The sequence below is a fragment of the Pseudomonas rosaeacicularis genome (assembly GCF_057128745.1).
In genome coordinates, this window is record NZ_JBSKHT010000020.1 from 15,075 (window position 1) to 36,778 (window position 21,704).

17 protein-coding genes are annotated in these 21,704 nt (G+C 58.9%); 11 read left to right on the top strand and 6 right to left on the bottom strand.

Going from position 1 to position 21,704, the window contains the following annotated elements; genetic code table 11:
* The first annotated feature begins 86 nt into the window (after nt 1–86).
* On the top strand, nt 87–1,427 hold the full coding sequence (locus ACWKWM_RS23860; RefSeq protein ID WP_483848510.1) for an MATE family efflux transporter: 1,341 nt from the start codon (nt 87–89) through the stop codon (nt 1,425–1,427).
* Here ACWKWM_RS23860 and ACWKWM_RS23865 read toward each other — a convergent pair.
* The 6 genes from ACWKWM_RS23865 to ACWKWM_RS23890 form a co-directional block, all read right to left on the bottom strand.
* A complete protein-coding gene (locus ACWKWM_RS23865; RefSeq protein WP_483848511.1) occupies nt 1,417–2,310 on the bottom strand; it encodes an alpha/beta hydrolase in 894 nt (297 codons plus the stop codon). The two genes, ACWKWM_RS23860 and ACWKWM_RS23865, sit on opposite strands and share 11 nt — an antisense overlap.
* A 172-nt stretch (nt 2,311–2,482) precedes the next feature.
* Entirely contained in the window at nt 2,483–3,946 is a 1,464-nt protein-coding gene (locus ACWKWM_RS23870) for a type VI secretion system Vgr family protein (protein WP_483848512.1), read from the bottom strand.
* A gap of 189 nt (nt 3,947–4,135) precedes the next feature.
* Complete coding sequence (gene speA / locus ACWKWM_RS23875; protein WP_483848513.1) at nt 4,136–6,049, bottom strand: arginine decarboxylase; 1,914 nt, start codon at nt 6,047–6,049, stop codon at nt 4,136–4,138.
* Nucleotides 6,050–6,220: 171 nt separating this feature from the next.
* Nucleotides 6,221–6,592 (bottom strand): translation initiation factor Sui1, encoded by a 372-nt coding sequence (locus ACWKWM_RS23880; RefSeq protein ID WP_483848514.1) that lies wholly within the window; start codon nt 6,590–6,592, stop codon nt 6,221–6,223.
* A gap of 165 nt (nt 6,593–6,757) precedes the next feature.
* On the bottom strand, nt 6,758–7,303 hold the full coding sequence (locus ACWKWM_RS23885; protein ID WP_483848515.1) for an NUDIX hydrolase: 546 nt from the start codon (nt 7,301–7,303) through the stop codon (nt 6,758–6,760).
* A gap of 3 nt (nt 7,304–7,306) precedes the next feature.
* Complete coding sequence (locus tag ACWKWM_RS23890) at nt 7,307–8,398, bottom strand: DUF2333 family protein (protein WP_483848516.1); 1,092 nt, start codon at nt 8,396–8,398, stop codon at nt 7,307–7,309.
* Nucleotides 8,399–8,756: 358 nt separating this feature from the next.
* On the opposite strand from ACWKWM_RS23890, the gene ACWKWM_RS23895 reads away from it, so the two are divergent.
* The 10 genes from ACWKWM_RS23895 (at nt 8,757) to purH (ending at nt 21,671) form a co-directional block, all read left to right on the top strand.
* Nucleotides 8,757–10,415 (top strand): diguanylate cyclase, encoded by a 1,659-nt coding sequence (locus tag ACWKWM_RS23895; RefSeq protein ID WP_483848517.1) that lies wholly within the window; start codon nt 8,757–8,759, stop codon nt 10,413–10,415.
* Between the two features lie 992 nt (nt 10,416–11,407).
* Nucleotides 11,408–13,195 carry a protein-disulfide reductase DsbD gene (locus ACWKWM_RS23900; protein WP_483848518.1) on the top strand — a complete coding sequence of 596 codons (1,788 nt, stop codon included), beginning with the start codon at nt 11,408–11,410 and terminating at the stop codon, nt 13,193–13,195.
* A 154-nt stretch (nt 13,196–13,349) separates the two neighbouring features.
* The gene (aroQ, locus tag ACWKWM_RS23905; RefSeq protein WP_483848519.1) at nt 13,350–13,802 is read left to right on the top strand and encodes a type II 3-dehydroquinate dehydratase; all 453 of its coding nucleotides are present in this window, start codon (nt 13,350–13,352) and stop codon (nt 13,800–13,802) included.
* Nucleotides 13,803–13,881: 79 nt separating this feature from the next.
* The gene (gene accB / locus ACWKWM_RS23910; protein ID WP_483848520.1) at nt 13,882–14,340 is read left to right on the top strand and encodes an acetyl-CoA carboxylase biotin carboxyl carrier protein; all 459 of its coding nucleotides are present in this window, start codon (nt 13,882–13,884) and stop codon (nt 14,338–14,340) included.
* 17 nt (nt 14,341–14,357) lie between these two features.
* Complete coding sequence (gene accC / locus ACWKWM_RS23915; protein ID WP_483848521.1) at nt 14,358–15,707, top strand: acetyl-CoA carboxylase biotin carboxylase subunit; 1,350 nt, start codon at nt 14,358–14,360, stop codon at nt 15,705–15,707.
* 274 nt (nt 15,708–15,981) lie between these two features.
* Nucleotides 15,982–16,860, top strand: a complete 879-nt coding sequence (prmA, locus tag ACWKWM_RS23920; protein ID WP_483848522.1) for a 50S ribosomal protein L11 methyltransferase — start codon at nt 15,982–15,984, stop codon at nt 16,858–16,860.
* A gap of 57 nt (nt 16,861–16,917) precedes the next feature.
* On the top strand, nt 16,918–18,381 hold the full coding sequence (locus ACWKWM_RS23925; RefSeq protein ID WP_483848523.1) for a DUF3426 domain-containing protein: 1,464 nt from the start codon (nt 16,918–16,920) through the stop codon (nt 18,379–18,381).
* Nucleotides 18,382–18,652: 271 nt separating this feature from the next.
* Nucleotides 18,653–19,666 (top strand): tRNA dihydrouridine synthase DusB, encoded by a 1,014-nt coding sequence (gene dusB / locus ACWKWM_RS23930; RefSeq protein WP_483848524.1) that lies wholly within the window; start codon nt 18,653–18,655, stop codon nt 19,664–19,666.
* Complete coding sequence (fis, locus tag ACWKWM_RS23935) at nt 19,663–19,983, top strand: DNA-binding transcriptional regulator Fis (protein ID WP_007907419.1); 321 nt, start codon at nt 19,663–19,665, stop codon at nt 19,981–19,983. The genes dusB and fis overlap by 4 nt, the downstream gene beginning before the upstream one ends.
* A gap of 80 nt (nt 19,984–20,063) precedes the next feature.
* Nucleotides 20,064–21,671 (top strand): bifunctional phosphoribosylaminoimidazolecarboxamide formyltransferase/IMP cyclohydrolase, encoded by a 1,608-nt coding sequence (purH, locus tag ACWKWM_RS23940; RefSeq protein ID WP_483848525.1) that lies wholly within the window; start codon nt 20,064–20,066, stop codon nt 21,669–21,671.
* Nucleotides 21,672–21,704: the final 33 nt, after the last annotated feature.

Consider the following 21,704-nt stretch of genomic DNA (forward strand, 5'->3'; position numbering starts at 1 on the left):
TTGATCGCATCCAAATACGCGACAAAAGGAGACCGGGAACTGAGCACCTGAATCCCGCTACAATGCCGCCCTTCCCGGGAGCCTGCATGTCTACTTTTGCCAATGACTGGCGTCACCGCGCCACACATTCTCGCGTGTGGGGTCTGGCGGCGCCGATGATTCTGTCGAACATTTCCGTGCCACTGGTGACACTGGTGGACAGCGCCGTCATCGGCCATCTGCCCCATGCGCATCAACTCGGCGCGGTGGCGGTTGGCGGCACGCTGTACAGTTTTTTGGCATGGGCCATGGGCTTTCTGCGCATGGGCACTACCGGTTTCGCAGCGCAGGCAGCGGGGCGCCATGACGGTGCGGCCCTGCGCCAGGTCTTGTTGCAAGGGCTGTTGCTGGCGATGGTTTTTTCACTGCTGCTGGGGCTGATCGGCCTGCCGTTCCTGCATCTGGCGATCCAGATGATGCAACCTTCGGAAGACCTGAACGCACTCACGCAGACTTTCTTTCACACCCGTTTATTCGGCCTGCCAGCGGCGCTGGCGACCTACGCGCTGGTGGGGTGGTTTCTCGGCACGCAGAACGCCAAGGCCTCGCTGGCCATTTTGCTGACGACCAACATCGTCAATATCATCCTCAATCTGTGGTTTGTACTGGGGCTCGATTGGGGCGTGGTTGGCTCGGCCCGCGCGTCGGTGGCAGCGGAATGGCTGGGCGCGCTGGTCGGGCTTGCGCTGACGCAAAAAGCCCTGCACGCCTTTCCCGGCCAAGTCGCTTGGGCGGCGCTAAAGTACTGGCACAACTGGCGTCCATTGCTGGCGGTCAATCGCGACATCTTCATTCGCAGCCTCGTGCTGCAATCAGTGTTTTTCCTGATCACGGTACAAGGCGCACGACTGGGCGATGCGACGGTAGCGGCGAACGCGCTGCTGCTGAACGGTTTGCTGTTGACGGCGCATGCGCTGGATGGATTGGCGCATGCTGTGGAAGCGCTGTGCGGCCATGCCATCGGCGCTGGTGATCGCGAAGAACTTCGCCGCTCGATGAACGTTGCAGGAGGCTGGTCACTGATATGCAGCGTGGCGTTCGCGGTGTTCTTCCTCTGCTTTGGCCATCTGTTCGTGTCGATGCAGACCGATATCCCGGAGGTGCGGGAAATCGCGTTCAGGTATTTGCCGTATCTGGCGCTACTGCCACTGGTTGCGGTCTGGAGTTACCTGCTTGATGGCCTGTTCATCGGCGCCACACGCGCCAGGGACATGCGCAATACGATGTTGGTCAATCTGGTGCTGATCGCGCCCTTTGCGTGGTTGAGCATGGGCTTTGGCAATCACGGTCTGTGGCTGACCTTCCTGCTGTTCATGGCACTGCGCGCGCTGACGCTGGGCTATGTGGCGCTGAAGCTCAATCGCAGCGGCGCCTGGTTCAACGGTTGAGCGACACCGCTTGAGCCTGTGCCTGATCCTGCGCATGAATAAACGCCGCTACCTCTTCCAGCACCGGGGCGAGACTGCGTAAGGGCCGCGCAAATGCACCGACCAACGTGCCGTGGTTGGTACGCGAAAAGTACAGCTCCCGCACCGACACGCCTTGATCGCGCAAACGCGTGGCCATGCCGCCGGTGTTGCGCTGCGGGTTGACCAGCGTGTCGCCGGTGGAGGCAATCAACAACGCAGGCGGGGAAGCAGCGCTGACATGGTTGATCGGCTGGGAGTCTGGCGGTGAATTGGGAAAGTAAAATACCGGCTTCACGTCCGGGTTTTCGATCGGTAAAAAATCATAAGGCCCGGCCAGCCCGATCCAGCCCTTGAACATGGACGGCGACATTCCCGCCGCCGCCAGCCACTTGGGATCAAGCGCCAGCATCGCTGCGTTATAGGCGCCAGCACTGTGGCCCATCACATAGAGTTTCGACGGATCACCGCCGTACTGACGAATGTGCTGGCGGGTCCAGCCAACCGCTTGTGCGCTGTCCTGGAGCAGCCCTTGATAATGCACCTGCGGATAAAGCCGGTAATCGGCCAGCACAGCGACAATCCCCCGAGACGCGAGGGCCTCTCCAACAAAGGCGTAGTCTGCGCGCGATCCGCTGTTCCAGCTGCCGCCGTAAAAGAACACCACTACCGGCGCGTTGGGTGCGACGTCGTTCGGCGTGTAGACATCGAGCTTGTTGCGCGGGTCCGGGCCATACGCCAGGTCCGGCGCTCTGACGAATGTGCTGCCCGGGGTAAAAGCGTTGAGCACTTTCAACGGCGAGCAGGCCATCAACAATGTCATTAACCAGCCAATGAATATCGTTTTTAGCGCCAGTTTGATCATCGTTTGCTCGCAGAGGATGGGGGCCAGAACGTCGGCTGTAGGAGCCAACTTGTTGGCGAAGCGGCGAGCGCGGTGTGTCTGCCAGAATGCTTCGCGAACAAGTTCGCTCCTACAGAAGTGGACGCCGGTCCGGCGAGCCCACAGAAAGTACGACTGTGTCCCTTCGCAATAGTTACCGGTTTTTTCCATCCTCTTCGCCATTCGCGCCGTCGCCTTCAGCAGGTGTGTGAGCGTTCATCACGATGTTGGGACTGATTAGCGTCACGCCGTCGCTGCTGATGTTGACGTGGCTGTTACCGACGCTGAAATTCAGCTGGTTTGAGCGGTCCAGGTGCAGCGTCAGATCGTCCAGCTGAATCTGCTGCGTAGTGCCCAGGAACTGCTCTGGGTCCAGGCGAGTGGTGACGCAGGGTCGGGGAGTGGGCGGTATCGACATGGGCCCGCGTGACACAGTTGCCGGATTACGCGGACTGATGTCAGGGTCGTATAGGTAATCGATGATTTGGGGTTGATCGCGGTCGCCGTCCACGAAGCGCACCACCACCTCCATGCCGCCCCACCACTGCACGTGAGCACTTTCAAGGGGGGCCTCCAGCGGCAACCAGCAATCGGTATAGCGCGCCCCGTCGCCGTGATTCCCCCAGTCGAAGCGAACCTTGATTCGCCCTTCGTGATCGCGCAGGGCCTCATCGAACAAAGCGCCCGCAACCCTGGCACGCTGCAACCCGATTCTGCGCGAAGCCGACTTTGCCTTGTTCTTTGGCAGACCAAACGCCGCTTGCACGCCCGTAAAGGTATTCAGATAAACCGGCGCCACGACGCCCATTTGAAATTGAGGTTGCAGCCCGCTGTGATGAACCTCCGTCAGCAGCCAGGCCTGGTTGCACGAGTGGTCGGGGTGCCCGGTCATTGGCAGCTGCGTACCCGCACGCAAAAAGTACAACGCGCTGGCGCCTTTGACCTGCATGGCCCCAGGCGCTTTCGAACCTGTGCTGCCAAGGCGGCTCTTCTCGAACTGACTGATTTCGCCCCGCACGAACTGACTTTCGAAATGCACTGACGTGATTGGACGGGTATGACGCAAATCATCGCTGAACACCATCAGGTGCTGGTTGGAGGAATGCTGGAAGTAATAGTAAAACCCTTCCCTTGCGCACAACCGATCCAGCAATTGCAAATCGGTCTCGCCGTGCTGGGCGCAGAACTCAATTTCTTCGTATCCCCTGTTCAGCTCAAAGCAATAACTGTGCTCATGAATGCCGTGTTCGCGCAGCACTTTGCGGATGATCGCCTTAGCGGGCATGTCCTGAAACACGCGCTGGTTGTAGCGATGGGCCAGACAGCCGACCCGTGGACCCAAGGTGATCCGGTAATGCGCCGGGCCCGGTCCGGTATTGCTGCGGCCAATGCTCTGGATCTGCGCATGAAAACCGATACCTGGCAGTTTCGAGCTCAGATAGGCCTCGCCGAACAGGCACTTCTGTAAATCCAGTTCGCCATGAAAGCTGACCGCCTGGACTTCAAAGGAGAAGGGTTTATTGATGGCTTCAGTGCCCTGGAACGTCATCACTTCCAGCGAGCGCATGAAGTGGATGGAGTCCAGACGAAAGTGACAATTATGTTCAGTAATGGTCATGGGGAAGAACGGCCTCGTCTGCTGCGCGCGAATGGGCCGGCGATTCTGGCCGAGAAGCGCCATCGAATAGCATCACAAACGAGGAATAGGACGTTGCCTACAGAACAAAGAGATAAAGCACACAAACTAGCCGTAGGCCGACATAAAAAAACGGGCCACAGGGGCCCGTTCTTCATATCGCCGAGAGCATCACGACGACAGGTAAGAAGACCGCGTCAGGCCAAGACGCAAGGCGTCCAGGTACTGGGTGCGCTCGCGCGGGGTGATCTTGGCGCTGGCAACTTTGTCCCGGTAATGGGTCATCAGTTCTTCCGGCGACAAGTGCACGTAGCGCAGCATGTCTTCGATGGTGTCATGGGTTTCGATCCCGGCTGAGTAAACGCTGCCGTCCGGGTTCTGGTAAATGTTCACCGAATCGGTGTCACCGAACAGGTTGTGCATGTCGCCCAGAATTTCCTGGTAAGCCCCGACCAGGAACACACCAAGCAGGTAGTCCTCGCCTTCGTTCAGGGCATGGACCGGAAGACTGGTTTCGATGCTCTGCTCGTCGACGTACTGATTGATCTTGCCGTCGGAGTCGCAGGTCAGGTCTTGCAGCACGGCACGACGCAGCGGCTCTTCGTCCAGGCGATGCAGCGGGATGATCGGCAGCACCTGATCAATGGCCCATGTATCTGGCAGGCTCTGGAACACTGAGAAGTTGCAGATGTACTTGTCTGCCAGCTTGTCGTTGAGTTCATCGAGCACCTGGCGATGCGAACGCTGACGCGCTTTCAACGAGTTGTGCAGGCGACGGCATACGGCGAAATAGCACTGCTCGCCCAAGGCTTTTTCGGCCAGGGTCAACTTGCCGTCCGAGTACTGCGTGGCGATGTCACTCATGTAGTGGGTCGCGCGCCAGTAGGTTTCGGTGACCATCTCGATGTCGGTCGGGCCGAGCAAGTCGATCAGCCACTGCAGCGTTTCCGGCAGGCTTTCCTTGTCGGTGATTTCCGGTACTTCGTCGTTATGGCGCTCGACGTCGGTCACCTGAATCACCAGCATGGCGTGGTGCGCGGTTAGGGAGCGGCCGCTTTCGGAAAAGATGTGCGGATGCGGCAAACCTTGCGCGTCGCAGAACTCTTTGAGCATGCCCACCACGACACCGGCGTAATCGTCCATGTCGTAGTTGATGGAGCTGGCGTTGCGCGAATGAGTACCGTCGTAATCGACGCCCAAACCGCCGCCGACGTCAATGTGGTCCACCGGCAGACCAAGATTGCGCAGCTCGCCGTAGTAACGAATCGCTTCCTTGAAACCGTGCTGGTAGTCCGCCAGGTTGGCGATCTGCGAACCCATATGGAAGTGCAGCAGGCGAATGCCCTGATCCAGACCCGCCTGACGGAAGCGCTCAACCACTGACAACAATTGCGCGGCAGACAGACCGAATTTGGATTTCTCGCCACCGGTGTCAGCCCACTTGCTCGACGCCAGCGAAGACAGACGCACACGAAGCCCGATCTGCGGCGCCACTTTAAGCTCGGCGGCCTCTTCGATCACCAGCGCGACTTCGGATTCTTTCTCGATGACGATGAAGACGTTGTGGCCCAGCTTCTGACCCATCAAGGCCAGACGAATGAATTCGCGGTCCTTATAGCCGTTGCAGACGATGGTTCCGCCCTTGGGCGCCAGCGCCAGCACGGCCATCAGCTCAGGCTTGGAGCCCGCTTCCAGACCGATGGACACGTTCTGCGTGGCGATGATGTTTTCGACCACGGCTTCTTGCTGGTTGACCTTGATCGGGTACAGCGCGGTGTATTGGCTCTGGTACTCAAGGCGCGCGATGTTCTCGTCGAACGCACCGGTCAGCTGGCGCACTCGATCCTGAAGGATGTCCGGGAAGCGCACCAGCAATGGCAGGGACAGGCCGCTCTTGCGCAGCTGATCGACCTGCTCGTAAAGATCGATGGGTGAACTGGACGGCCCGTTGGGGCGGACCTCTACGCGGCCGGCTTCGCTGATTGCAAAATATCCGGCTCCCCAGTGGCGGATGCCGTAGACACTTCGGCTGTCGGCCACGGTCCATTGGCTGCCATCGTCTTTACGTGTGCGTCGTGCGGACATCGAAGTCCCCTATATAAAGTCATAAAGCGCAGGGCCAAGACGGCTGGGCGCAGTGTATAGAGTGCAAATGACGGTTTGTCGCCAGCTCGCTGTGGGCAGTAGACCCGATGGGCAAGCCATAGTTTACAAATCGACAGTGTAGAAAATGCGCGAGGGATACCGGGGCTGAGATCAGCCGCCGGACTTTTTCGCCTTGAAACCCAGCTTGACCAACTCTGCCAGCAATGTTTCGACATGATCGCCCTGAATCTCGATCACCCCTTCCTTGAGCGCCCCTCCGGTGCCGCATCGGCGCTTGAGCGTCGTGGCCAGTTCTTTGAGGGCGTCTTCGGTCACGGGCACGCCGGTCACTGTGGTCACAGTCTTGCCGCCACGGCCTTTGCTTTCGCGACGAACGCGGGCAATGCCGTCTCCGGCAGGAATCAGTGTGCTTTTGCAGATACAGGCGTCGATGGGCTGACGGCATTCAGGACAGTGACGTCCGGCGTCAGTTGAAAACACCAGGCCACCGAGGGCGGCGAAGGAAGCGGCTTTTTTAGCCACGAGCAATCCTCTTCTTGAGGACCAAAGATTAGCCGACGAGCGTCGACCGCGAAGCCCCACTCAGGCAGGGGCAGCGCAGCTGGACCGGGTGAGGGGTCCAGCCTGAAAAAGGTCGCGCAGTGTAACGGCAAAAACCGTTGTTGCTAAGAGCCAATATGCGCCAATTTACTCATCATTCGCGACCTGCTCCAGATAGCGCTTCAAGGCAGCCAGAGAGTCCGGGCAGTAAGGCTTTTCGAGGGTTTCACGCAGCACCTCCTCGACGGTGATGAACCGCGCTTCGATCACCTCTTCAGGCTGCAGCTTCAAAGGCCCGTCCCAGACCGCTGAAAAGACGGCGCACCAGATCCGGTTACCCGGCTGATCGAAGAAGAACTGCTCATGAGCTGTGAGCGTTACACCGCCCACCCCCAGCTCTTCTTCCAGCTCACGCGCGGCCGATTCGGCGTAGGTTTCATCGGCCTGGACCATCCCGCCCGCCGCGACATCCCAATAGCCGGGATAGATCGCTTTGCTCAACGTGCGCCGATGAACACACATCTCGCCAGCGGAGTTGAACAGCAGGATATAAGTGCCGCGGCCGATCAAGCCACGCTCGCGCAATTGCGCGCGAGGCAGCGAGCCGAGCAGCTCATCGTTGTGATCGACCCAAGCGATCTGTTCGGCGTCGGAGGCGGCGCGATGTGCGGCCTCCTTATCGGAGAAGGCCACCGATCAGCCTTGGGACAGCAGCTGGCGCAGGTCGATAACGGCTGCGTTGGCACGGGACAAGTAATTGGCCATGACCAGCGAGTGGTTAGCCAATACGCCGAACGGGCTGCCGTTGAGAATCATCGGACTCCACATCGGCTCCTGAGAGGCTTCCAGTTCGCGGATGATCTGACGCACGCTCACCGTTGCATTCTTTTTCGCCAGCACATCAGCGAAATCGACCTCAATGGCACGCAGCAAATGGGACAGCGCCCAGGCTTGGCCACGAGCCTCATAAAACACGTTGTCGATTTGCATCCACGGGGTTTCGACGATTTCTTCGTCAACCTGCGGCACTTCGCCCGGTTTGACGGTGACCGTGGACTGCGCCTCGGTTTTCAGGGTGCTGTTGAGTTTGACGCGACCGACACTTGCCGACAGACGTTGTGACAGCGAACCCAAACGGGTGCCGACATCGCCAAGCCAGTTGTTCAGGTTGTCAGCGCGTGTATAGAACAGCGCGCCCTTTTGGTTCGGATCGGACAGGCGTGCCTGATAACGGCTCAAGGCAGTGATGCCATCGCGGTACTGGGATTCGCTCGAAGGCAAGATCCAGCTTTTGTTATCGAAGTTGAACAGCGGCTCGGCACGGGCCAGATCGCCGTCTTCTGCCGATTGCGACTGGGAACGGGCGAAGTCTTTACGCAGCGCTCGGCTCAAATCACGCACCTGAACCAATACGCCATATTCCCAGCTCGGGATGTTGTCGAGCCACAGACCTGGAGGGAAACGGTCGTTGGACAAGTAACCACCGCGCTTGTCGACCAAGGTCGAAGCGACGGTTTTGAGCGTTTCAACGGTGGTGTAGCCGATCACCATCTGCTTGCCTTCGCGCTCGGCGGCGGCTTGCGCTTGTTGCTGAACCGGGAACAGCGGCGGCTCACTGCTCCACCACCAACCCAGAACAATCGTCACCAGCAAATACAGCCCAACCACAATGCCCAGCGCCTTGCTGAACAGCAGACCACCCAAGTAACCGCGGGTCTTCACTGTCGACGTCGACGAGGTATCGACACGTTCATCCGCGCTGCCCGCGCGTTTCTTCCAATCCAGCATGGCCTTGTCCTTTCAATCGCAGAATTCAGTGCTTCGACCGCAACCTTACAGCAAGGTGCGTTTCGCAGGAACGCGGCACATGCTCCATTTGCGTAACTGACGATTCAACGGGCGCCATGCCGCACAGCGTTGCTAAATCATCAGCGATGCTTCCTAGGGCTCACCCTGAGGAGTCTATCGACCACCCGCAATTTTTTCGGCCGAACATGGCCCGGGCCTTGCTGAGGTTGTTGCCTATTTGACGTCCAAATACGCCGAAAATGGTGAATAAATGACCCATGGCGCCCTCGTGCGCATAAGTTGGTGCTAGCATAGCGCCACCATTTATATCGGGGCCTCCCCTATAAGTAGTCAGGATATGACCGAGCCAGCAGATCCGAGCCACAACCGTCTCAAGCACCACTTTGCCCAGCGCGTTATTCATCAAGCCCGCCAGATACTTGAGGTGTGGCAGCGCCTGCAACAAAGCGAGTGGTCGGCAGCGGACATGGCGGAACTGGTCGAAGCCAATACGCGTCTTCTGCGCTTTGCCGAACGGTTCGAACAAGCCGAGCATGCGCAACTGGCGCGCAGCATCGAGCAGTCACTTGAAGAAGTTGAAGCCAACCGCGGTCGCCTCAGCAGCGCGCTGATTACTGACCTCAACCGGCTGATGCAGCGGCTGTCCCGCACGGGCCTGCGCCACGGCGATCGTATTGAGCAACTGGCTCTGCCGCCTTTGCGCAAACCGATTTACGTGATGCTGCAAGACCACGAACGCGGCGAACGACTGGCCAAGCAGCTGGAATTCTTCGGCCTGAGCGCGCAATCGCTGGACAACACCCATGCCTTTCACGCAACCCTGGCCGAGCGTCTGCCAGCGGCGGTTGTGATGGATGTCGATTTCGAGGGCCCGGGTCAGGGTCTAAAACTGGCGGCGCAAATGCAGGAGGGGCTTGAGCAAAAATTGCCGCTGCTGTTTTTCAGCCTTCACGACACCGATACGCCTACTCGTCTTGCCGCCGTGCGAGCCGGTGGCGAAGAGTTTCTGACCGGCACGCTGGAGGCTTCGAGCCTGCTGGAGAAGATCGAAATACTGACCCGAGTCGCGCAGTACGAGCCTTATAAGGTGCTGATCATCGACGACTCGCGCGCGCAGGCCACCCACACCGAGCGCTTGCTCAATGGCGCCGGCATCGTCACGCGCACGCTGTTCGATCCAATCCAGACCATGGCCGAACTGGCTGATTTCCAGCCAGACTTGATCATCCTTGATATGTATATGCCGGGATGTACTGGCACTGAGCTTGCGAAGGTGATTCGCCACAACGACCGTTACGTCAGCGTGCCAATCATCTATCTGTCGGCTGAGGATGACCTCGACAAACAGCTTGATGCGATGAGCGAGGGCGGCGACGACTTCCTGACCAAGCCGATCAAGCCCCGGCATTTGATTACTACCGTGCGCAACCGCGCGGCCAGGGCGCGCAATCTCAAGGCGCGCATGGTCCGCGACAGCCTCACAGGCCTGTACAACCACACGCACATTCTGCAGTTGCTCGAAGATTGCAGCTTTCGTGCGCAGCGCGAAAACAAGCCTCTGAGCTTCGCGATGCTGGACATTGACCATTTCAAGAAGGTCAACGACAGCCATGGGCACCCTATGGGCGACCGTGTGATCAAGAGCCTGGCGCTGTTTCTCAAGCAGCGGCTGCGCAAGACCGACTACATCGGACGCTACGGCGGCGAAGAATTCGCGGTGGTGATGCCGGACACCGAAATCAATGCGGCTTTTAAAGTGCTCGATGAGATTCGTCGTCGGTTCGCGGAAATCCATTACCCCGCGCAACCGATGGATTTGTTCTGCACTTTCAGTGCCGGGGTGGTTGAACTGCGCCCGCACGACGACGCGCTGATGCTCGCCTCGCAGGCCGATGATGCACTGTACCGAGCCAAACACGCGGGCAGAAATCAGGTGCATGCAAAGCTGGAAATGATTGCTCCGTCGAAATATTTTTCGACTGATCCGGTTCTGTAGCCACCCCTCGCCAAGCAACAAAAGCATCATCGCGTCGGCAAACGGTGCTATTGGAAAAATCCTCTACGTTTTAAACCGGAGACAAAAGCCACGCGAACCTGTTGGAGCGAGGCTTGCCCGCGAAGTTGACGACGCGCAGTGTCAGGTAAACCCCAGGCGCCAACTTCGCGGGCAAGCCTCGCTCCAACCTTTTCGGCACCTCGCGGTATCCGGTTTTTCTGAGCGCCCTATGGGAGGGAGCTTGCTCGCGAAAAGGTCGGACCAGGCGAATCCAGAGCTGACGCAAATCCCGTGGGAGCGGACCTGTCCGCGAAGGGGCCGGTACATCCAACAGATTTCTACCGCCTGAAACACTGCATTCGCGGACAGGTCCGCTCCCACGTTGGTCCTCATCGGTGACAGATATCGTCATCCCCCCTCTGTAGGAGCGAATTCATTCGCGAGATGACCATGCAAGCAGGGCGCAGGGCATAGACCCGTTACAGATATCCCCGTCGAGGCTTGAATCAGTTACCAACATCCGCGCCCGGCGCAAACCTGTTAGAGCGAGGCTTGCCCGCGCAGTTGACGACGCGCAGTGTCAGGTAAAACCCAGGCGTTAGCTTCGCGGGCAAGCCTCGCTCCAACAGACCCTGCATATGACGACATCCGGTTTTCAGAGGACATTGTGGGAGGGAGCTTGCTCGCGAAAAGGTCGGACCAGGCGAATCCAGAGCTGACGCAAATCCCGTGGGAGCGGACCTGTCCGCGAAGGGGCCGGTACATCCAACAGATTTCTACCGCCTGAAACACTGCATTCGCGGACAGGTCCGCTCCCACATGGGTCTTGCGCCATTTTGGACATTGATGCCGGGTATAGACCCGCCGCTGCATCCGGGTCCCGCCCATTTGGACATCGGCGCTTACCCCGAAACACCCTCTCACACCCGCGCACCCTGCACACCTGGAAACACTCCGCTATCATGCGCGAACTTCCGTGATGCGAGACCGCCATGCGCCGCCTGCTTTGTCTATTGCTGTTGATCCTTGCATTGCCCGTCATGGGGGCCAGTCTGCTGGACAGCCGTCCCAACGCAACGCTGGGTGGCACAACGTTCGACAACAGCAAGGACTTTCTGCCAGTTCGCGAGGCCTTCCAGCTGAACCTGATCGACACCACGCCTGAGTCGATCAAGTTGCGTTTCGTCGCTACCGAAGGCTATTACCTGTATCGCCATCGCTTCCAGTTTCGGACCGAACCCGCCGACATAGGCATGGGCGCTGCGCAGTTGCCTGACGGGGAAAAGAAGCACGACGAGTACTTTGGCGACGTCGAGGTCTACCACGGTATTCTCGACATCGATCTGCCACTCAAGCCAGGCGATAACCGCGCCTTCACACTGGTCGTGACCTATCAGGGCTGCGCTGACAAAGGCCTTTGTTATCCACCGGAAACCGAGCGCCTGAGCATCGGCGGCGCTGCCTCCGCATCTCCCGAAGCGACATCTGCGCCCTCCTCCACGGCCGCTTTCACATGGAAAGAACTGGCGCTGTTCTTCCTCGCTGGTATCGGCCTGACCTTCACCCCTTGTGTTCTCCCGATGTTGCCTATCCTGTCCGGCGTCGTTTTACGCGGACAGATCGGCGGCCTGCGCGGCTTCTCTCTTTCGCTGGCCTACGTGCTACCGATGGCGGTCTGCTTCGCCGTTCTCGGCGCCCTGATGGGCATGTTTGGCGCCAGCCTCAACTTGCAGGCGCGACTTCAATCGGCCTGGGTGCTGGTGCCTTTTGCTCTGTTTTTTGTGGTGTTCGCCATCGCCATGTTCGGTCTGTTCGAACTGCGTCTGCCGCAATCGGTCAGCAACCGCCTGGACCGCATCGCCGGCAACACCAAAGGCGGCTCGTTGTGGGGGGCTGCGGTCTTGGGCGTGGTTTCGAGCCTGCTGGTTTCGCCATGCGTGTCCGCGCCATTGGCTGGCGCCCTGCTTTATATAAGCGCAAGCGGCGATGCCGTCGGAGGGTCGCTCAAGCTGTTCGCATTGGGATTGGGCATGGGTGCGCCATTGGTGCTAGTCGCCACGGGTGGCGCGGCATGGCTACCAAAAAGCGGACCGTGGTTAGTCTCGGTCAAGAACGCCATTGGCGTTTTACTGCTAGCCCTGGCTATTGGATTGCTCAGCCGAGTGATCCCTGGCCCTATCACCTTGTTGCTGATCGGTCTGCTGTGCGCTGGCATCGCGCTGTTCCTCGGTGCGCTGGAGCTCACAGTCAAAACTGCCCGCGGACGGCTGGCGCAACTGCTCGGCCTGTTTCTCCTGGTCTACGCTCTGGCGTGCTGGTACGGCGCATTCAGCGGCCAGGGTGATCCTTTGCGGCCACTGGGTCGGCCACAATCGGTGCTGAACACCGGCACCGCAGCCAGCGCCACAGCATCGCAATGGCAAACTGTCACAACGGCAGCGCAGCTGGACCAGGCGCTCGGTGATGCAAAGAACGCAGGGCAACCGCTGCTGCTCGATTTCTATGCTGATTGGTGCATCAGCTGCAAAGTGATCGAACATGAAGTGCTACCGGACCCGAAGATCGTCGATCAACTCAAAGGCTATCGACTCATCCGTTTCGACATGACCGACAGCAATGCAGAGCAGCGAGCAAAACTCGATCACTACAAACTGTTCGGGCCACCAGCGCTGCTGTTTTTCGGAAAAGACGGGAACGAGCTGACAAATGTGCGCGTCGTCGGCGAAATCGACGTCGAAGGCTTCTCAGAGCGCCTATCTAGAGCCAATGACCAAATTTAGCAGCTTAGTCACAAATTTTGCGCGAACATCGGGCATCGTGCTGGCTATTGCGGTTAACTGGACAGTGCAATGCGGTTTGCGGCATAGTCGCTGCGCATTTAATGCCCGCAACTGAAGTGCGCGCAAGCACAGCGCTCAACACAAGGAACAACTGATGGCGACTTTTCTGGTTCTTCATGGACCTAACCTGAACCTGCTGGGTACCCGGGAACCTGGGATCTACGGCGCGATCACGTTGGCCCAGATCAATCAGGACCTGGAACAGCGCGCTCGCGATGCTGGCCACCATCTGATGTACCTGCAAAGCAACGCCGAGTACGAATTGATCGACCGAATTCATGCAGCCCGCGATGAAGGTGTGGATTTCATCTTGATCAATCCGGCGGCTTTTACGCACACCAGTGTTGCAATACGTGACGCGCTGCTGGGAGTGAGCATCCCATTCATCGAAGTGCACCTGTCCAACGTGCACAAGCGCGAACCTTTCCGCCATCACTCCTACTTTTCAGATGTTGCTGTAGGTGTGATCTGCGGCCTTGGCGCCAGCGGATACCGACTGGCCCTGGAGGCTGCCCTGGAACAAGTGGCCATAAGTTCGAAGGCGTGACCGGCGAAGCCTGAAGCTGAGCCGCACAGCCTAACCGGCTGCCAAATACCCCTGACCGACCCCTGGGAGTTGATGATTGATGGATATCCGTAAAGTCAAGAAACTGATCGAATTGCTGGAAGAGTCCGGCATCGACGAATTGGAAATCCGTGAGGGCGAAGAATCCGTTCGGATCAGCCGTCACAGCAAGACTCCAGCGCAGCAGTATTACGCCCCCGCGCCAATGGCAGCTCCAGTTGCAGCGCCTGCTCCGGCCGCTCCGGTTGCCGCTGCAGCAGAAGCACCTTCGGCTCCGAAACTCAACGGCACTGTCGTCAGGTCGCCAATGGTCGGTACGTTCTACCGCACCCCGGCTCCGACTTCCCCTGCATTCGTTGAAGTTGGCCAGACCGTGAAGAAAGGCGACACCATTTGCATCGTCGAAGCGATGAAAATGATGAACCACATCGAAGCGGAGGTCAGCGGCGTGATCGAATCCATCCTGGTAGAAAACGGTCAGCCGGTTGAGTACGACCAGCCGCTGTTCACCATCGTTTGAACCGGGGAGAGCCTGCGATGTTGGAAAAAGTTCTGATCGCCAACCGCGGCGAAATTGCCTTGCGCATCTTGCGTGCCTGTAAAGAGCTGGGCATCAAGACTGTCGCGGTTCACTCCACGGCAGACCGCGAGTTGATGCACCTTGGCCTGGCAGACGAAACCGTCTGCATTGGTCCGGCACCCGCCAACCTGTCTTACCTGAACATTCCGGCAATCATCTCGGCTGCCGAACTGACTGGCGCGACGGCGATTCACCCAGGCTACGGTTTCCTGGCAGAAAACGCTGACTTCGCCGAGCAGGTGGAGAAATCCGGTTTCGCTTTCATCGGCCCTAAAGCTGACACCATTCGCCTGATGGGCGACAAGGTTTCGGCCAAAGACGCCATGAAACGCGCCAACGTCCCAACCGTTCCCGGTTCCGACGGCCCACTGCCTGAAGACGAAGAAACCGCACTGCGCATCGGTCGCGAAGTCGGCTATCCGGTGATCATCAAAGCCGCTGGCGGCGGCGGTGGTCGCGGCATGCGCGTTGTGCACAAAGAGGAAGACCTGATCGAAGCGGCCAAGCAGACCCGCGCCGAAGCGGCTGCCTGGTTCAGTAACCCAATGGTCTATCTGGAGAAGTACCTGACTAACCCACGTCACGTGGAAGTGCAGGTCATTTCCGATGGTCAAGGCCAGGCGATCCACCTGGGCGACCGCGATTGCTCGCTGCAACGTCGTCACCAGAAGGTGCTTGAGGAAGCGCCGGCACCGTTCATCGACGAAGAAGCGCGCCAGGCTGTATTTGCCAGCTGCGTCAAGGCATGCATCGACATCGGTTACCGTGGCGCGGGCACGTTCGAGTTTCTTTACGAGAACGGTCGCTTCTACTTCATCGAAATGAACACCCGTGTTCAGGTCGAGCACCCGGTTTCAGAGATGGTCACTGGCATCGACATCGTCAAGGAGATGCTCAGCATCGCCGCTGGCAACAAGCTGTCGTTTACCCAGGATGACGTGGTCATTCATGGTCACGCGCTGGAATGCCGGATCAACGCCGAAGACCCGAAAACGTTCATGCCGAGCCCGGGCAAGGTCAAGCATTTCCACGCACCAGGCGGCAATGGCGTTCGCGTCGATTCGCACCTGTACAGTGGCTATTCGGTTCCGCCAAACTACGACTCGTTGATCGGCAAACTGATCACTTGGGGTAAGGATCGCGACGAAGCCATGGCGCGTATGCGTAACGCCCTGGACGAAATCGTGGTCGACGGGATCAAGACCAACATCCCGCTGCACCGTGATCTGACCCGTGATGAAGGCTTCTGCGAAGGCGGCGTCAACATCCACTACCTGGAACACAAGCTGGCCGAAGAGAAACATTGATTCTTTAGCCAACCGCTCCAGATCGACAAAGCCGCTTTCGAGCGGCTTTGTTGTTTGTGCACGGCGCCAAACATTCTGTAGGAGCCAACTTGTTGGCGAGACGGTGTGTCAGGCAGAACGCCTCGCGAACAAGTTCGCTCCTACAGGAATTTACGGCGTTCTTGAAAGCTGCGCGCTCTGCAACCGCTTTGTTGTTTTTCACGAAACCCGTAAACTTGCCGGTCTTCGGGGCTTCGTGCCGCCAATCAATTTTTTTATTCGAAGGTAATCCGCCATGCCTTGGCTGCAAGTCCGTCTCGCCATCAGCCCAGAACAAGCCGAAACCTACGAAGACGCCTTTCTCGAAGTCGGCGCCGTGTCCGTGACCTTCATGGACGCTGAAGATCAACCGATTTTCGAGCCTGAACTCAACACCACCCCGCTGTGGTCGCACACCCATCTGCTGGCCCTGTTCGAAGCAGACACCAACGCCGATCAGGTCCTCGCTCACCTGCAACTGCTGACCGGCGCCGAACTGCCCGAGCACATGCACGAAGTGATCGAAGATCAGGACTGGGAGCGCAGCTGGATGGATAATTTCCAACCGATGCGCTTCGGTCACCGCCTATGGATTGTGCCGAGCTGGCACGCGGCGCCCGAGCCTGAGGCAGTGAACCTGCTGCTCGATCCGGGTCTGGCGTTTGGCACAGGTACTCACCCGACGACCGCGCTGTGCCTGGAATGGCTCGACGGTCAGGAACTCAAAGACTGCAACGTGCTGGATTTCGGTTGCGGCTCTGGCATCCTCGCCATCGCGGCCCTGCTGCTGGGCGCAAAACTGGCAGTCGGGACTGACATCGACGTGCAGGCGCTAGAGGCCTCGCGCGACAACGCCGGTCGCAACAACATCGCGCCAGAACGCTTTCCACTGTACCTTCCGCAAGACCTGCCGCCCGAGCAGGCCGATGTGCTTGTAGCTAACATCCTTGCAGGCCCGCTGGTGTCTTTGGCGCCTCAGTTGGCAACGCTGGTGAAAAGCGGTGGCCGTTTGGCGCTGTCCGGCATCCTCGCTGAACAAGGTGAGGATGTGGCTGCTGCGTATGCCGAGACGTTTGACCTTGACCCGATCGCCAATCGCGACGGCTGGGTGCGCATCACTGGCCGCCGTCGTTAACGGCTAACACATTCGTCAACTACCCTAAGGCGCTCGCTTGAACCCCCGGATACCCGCATGACCGACAGTTTCGTCACTCAGTGCCCGCACTGCCAGACCAGTTTTCGTGTCAGTCACGCCCAATTGAGCGTGGCCCGCGGCGTCGTTCGCTGCGGCTCATGCCTTCAGGTGTTCAACGCAGCGAAGCAACTGCTGGAGCAACGCGGCGCGGGCTCTCAAGCTACTGCAGCTGCCACTCCCCGGCAAGAACCGCCCCCCTCGATTGCCCTGCCCGCAGAATCGCCGACTGCCCTGCCGGTACTGGCTCCCCCGCCACTAGCTCTCGCAGACCAACCAGCACCAACGCCAGAACCGGTCGCCGAGTCCAAGCAGCCCATCATCAAGACTCAAACGCGGCAACTGGACCTCGACAGCCTGGACCTGGACGATCTTGACGTCGAACTGGCACGACTCGAGCAGAGGGAAATCCAGCTGCCCGAGACATTCGGGCAAGCCAGTCACCATCGGGACATTGATCACGTTGCACCCATGAGTGCACATCGCGGCGATGCCGACACCGCCCACGATCACTGGAACGAAGCGCTGACCAACGATGACGTCGACCATCTCCCCGAGCTCAAGGTTCAGGTCATCGATGAGCATGACGACGACGCGCTTCTGGAAGCGCCTTTCGAGCACGACGAGCACGACTTTAAGCGCGATGACAACCGCACGGAGCCATCGTTTTCGTCTGGACCGGACGACTTCGATGACGCGCCCGGCAAGCAAACCGTGTTCATCGAACGCGATGCGCAAAATCCCCACGACGTGGACCAAGGCCGCGATTTCAGACACCGGCACGACGACGAAGAGCTTGGCCTGAGCAAACCCCAACGCTTCTCGGCCCTCGACGACGACGCTCGCCTTGAGACCGACGACGAACAACCGCAACCATTACCGCGCAACAAGCGCGGCCGTAACGAGCCCGGACTGCGGGATGAAGCGTTGCGCGACCTGATGGACGATCCGCTGCAACTGGACTGGCAAAAACCCAAGCCTCGCTGGGGTCGCCGCATTTTACTGCTCTTGCTGGTGCTGATAGCGCTCGGAGCCCTGGCAGGCCAATACGTGTGGTATCACTTCGAAGAACTGGCGCGGCAGGACCAGTATCGAACACTGTTCCAGGAGATTTGCCCGCAGGTTGGCTGCAAGGTGCCAGCCAAGGTCGATATCAAGCTGCTCAAAAGCAGCAACCTGGTGGTGCGCAGCCATCCTGAGTTTCAAGGCGCGTTGGTGGTCGATGCCATCATCTATAACCGCGCCTCCTTTCCCCAGCCCTTCCCTGTCCTGGAATTGAAATTCGCCGACGCCGGTGGTCAGTCCGTTGCCAATCGTCGGTTCAAACCGGCCGAATATTTGAGCGGCGAACTGGCGGGCAAGGATGAAATGCCACCGCAGACGCCCATCCACATCGCACTGGACGTACTGGATCCGGGCACTAAAGCGGTGAATTACAGCTTGAGCTTTCGCTCGCCCGAGTAAAAACAGGGCTTGCCGGGCACGGTTCCAGCGCACTGCAATGCAGCACGGGCTTGCCCAAAAGACGACGACAGTTTTATGACATTGCGCACTCCAAACGAACTGTTTGCGATAACCCATCAGCTGTTCAGATTTTATCCAATTCAGCCTTTATCCAGTCATCGAGAGCGGGTATCATGCCCACCCTTTTTCATACTCTGGGTCCCGGCTGAATTGCTCAAGAAGCATTTTTCAGACCAGACCTCGTGATTCGGCCCCACAACAGGCACACCCTATGTCGGCGGTACGCATCGGTCCGTACACATTGCAAAACGGCTTGATCCTTGCCCCGATGGCAGGAGTCACCGACCAGCCTTTTCGTCAGCTTTGTCGCCAACTCGGCGCAGGCCTGGTGGTCTCGGAGATGGTCACCAGTGACATGAGCCTGTGGAACAGTCGCAAATCGCGACTGCGCATGATCCACGAAGGTGATCCCGAGCCGCGCTCGGTACAGATCGCCGGTGGAGACCCGCAAATGCTCGCAGATGCCGCACGTGCGAACGTTGAACTTGGCGCACAAATTATCGACATCAACATGGGTTGCCCGGCAAAGAAGGTCTGCAACAAGGCTGCCGGCTCCGCGTTGTTGAAGGACGAACAGCTAGTGACCGAAATCCTGCAGGCCGTCATTGGCGCAGTCGATGTACCGGTCACGCTGAAGATTCGCACCGGCTGGGACCGGGCGAACAAAAATGGTCTCACGGTCGCCAAAATCGCCGAGCAAGCAGGCATTACTGCGCTGGCGGTACATGGCAGAACCCGTGCAGATCTGTACACCGGGGAAGCGGAATACGACACGATTGCTGCGATCAAGCAGGCGGTGTCCATTCCTGTATTCGCCAATGGCGACATCGATTCACCCGAAAAAGCCCGGCACGTGCTGCACGCGACCGGCGCCGACGGGTTATTGATTGGTCGGGCTGCCCAAGGGCGACCGTGGATTTTTCGCGAGATAGAACACTACCTGCGCACCGGGGAAAAACTCCCTGCGCCGCAGCTCAGTGAAGTGGAACGCATTCTGCTAGAGCATCTGGCTGCGCTTCACACTTTCTATGGCGATGTGCTGGGCGTGCGGATTGCGCGCAAGCATGTCGGCTGGTATCTCGCAACCTTGCCGGGCGCCAGGGAGTTTCGCGCCCAGTTCAATCGTTTGGAAGATAGGGAAGCACAGTGCGCCAACGTTCGGGAGTTCTTCCTTGAACGAGATAAAAGCCCGGATGCAGGGGACGAACAAGAGGTGGCCGCATGACGATGATGACAGAGACTTTAGTGAGTGGAACGACACCCGTGAGCGACAACGTAAATTTGAAACAGCACCTCAACACGCCGAGCGAAGAGGGTCAAACCCTGCGTGGCAGCGTTGAGAAGGCGCTGCACAATTATTTTGCTCACCTTGAAGGTGCTGCCGTCACTGACGTCTACAATCTGGTGCTCTCGGAAGTCGAGGCCCCATTGCTCGAGTGCGTGATGAACTACGTCAAGGGCAACCAGACGAAGGCCTCCGAGTTGCTCGGACTGAACCGAGGCACGTTGCGCAAGAAACTCAAGCAGTACGATCTGCTGTAAGCATTCAAAACAGAAAAGCGACCTCAGTCCCCTGCGGTCGTTTTTTTTGCTGACTCTTTTTGCTTTTGATGGAAGTTGAGATGACCGACCAGACTACTCGCCTGCCGATCCGCCGCGCCTTGATCAGCGTATCCGACAAGACCGGGATCCTTGAATTCGCCCGCGAACTCGAAGCCCTGGGCGTCGAAATTCTGTCCACCGGCGGCACCTTCAAGCTGCTCAAGGACAACGGCGTTGCTGCGGTAGAAGTCGCGGATTACACGGGCTTCGCAGAAATGATGGACGGTCGGGTCAAGACCCTGCACCCGAAAATCCATGGCGGCATCCTCGGCCGTCGCGGCATCGACGATGCCATCATGAGCGAGCACGGCATCAAGCCGATCGACCTGGTTGCAGTCAATCTCTACCCCTTCGAAGCCACTGTTTCCAAGCCGGGCTGCGACCTGCCGACCGCTATCGAGAACATCGACATCGGCGGCCCGACCATGGTCCGTTCCGCTGCAAAGAATCACAAAGACGTGGCCATCGTGGTCAACGCAGGCGACTACGCGCAGGTGCTTGAAAGCCTGAAAGCCGGCGGCCTGACCTACGCCCAGCGTTTCGACCTGATGCTAAAGGCGTTCGAGCACACCGCAGCTTACGACGGCATGATCGCCAACTACCTGGGCAGCGTCGATCTGTCGGCTGAAACCTTGAGCACAGAAGGTCGCAGCCAGTTTCCGCGCACCTTCAACAGCCAGTTCATCAAAACGCAGGAAATGCGCTACGGCGAGAACCCGCACCAGAGCGCGGCGTTCTATGTTGAGGCCAAGCCAGCCGAAGTCGGCATCGCCACTGCGACCCAACTGCAAGGCAAAGAGCTGTCGTTCAACAACGTGGCCGACACCGACGCTGCGCTTGAATGCGTGAAGAGCTTCGTCAAGCCAGCCTGCGTCATCGTCAAACACGCCAACCCGTGCGGCGTGGCGGTTGCGCTGGATGCCGAAGGCGGCATTCGTCAGGCGTACGAACTGGCTTACGCCACCGACAGCGAATCAGCCTTTGGCGGCATCATCGCGTTCAACCGCGAACTGGACGCTGAGACGGCCAAGGCTATCGTCGAGCGTCAGTTCGTCGAGGTCATCATTGCGCCGAGCGTCAGCGCTGAAGCTCAGGCTGTCATCGCCACCAAAACCAACGTTCGCCTGTTGACCACCGGCCAATGGGCCGCCGAGCGTGGCGCGGCGTGGGACTACAAACGCGTCAACGGTGGCCTGCTGGTGCAGAGCCGCGATATCGGCATGATCAGCGCCGATGACCTGAAAGTCGTCACCCAGCGTGCCCCGACCGAACAGGAAATCCATGACCTGATCTTCGCCTGGAAAGTCGCCAAGTACGTCAAATCCAACGCCATCGTCTACGCCAAGAATCGCCAGACCATCGGCGTCGGCGCAGGCCAGATGAGCCGTGTGAATTCCGCGCGCATCGCCGCCATCAAGGCCGAACACGCAGGTTTGCAGGTGCAGGGCGCAGTCATGGCCTCGGACGCGTTCTTCCCGTTCCGCGACGGCATCGACAACGCAGCAAAAGTCGGCATCACCGCAGTGATCCAGCCAGGCGGCTCGATGCGTGATGCAGAAGTGATTGCAGCCGCGGATGAAGCCGGCATCGCCATGGTCTTCACCGGGATGCGTCATTTCCGGCACTGAATGCACGTCCCCTGTAGGAGCGAACTTGTTCGC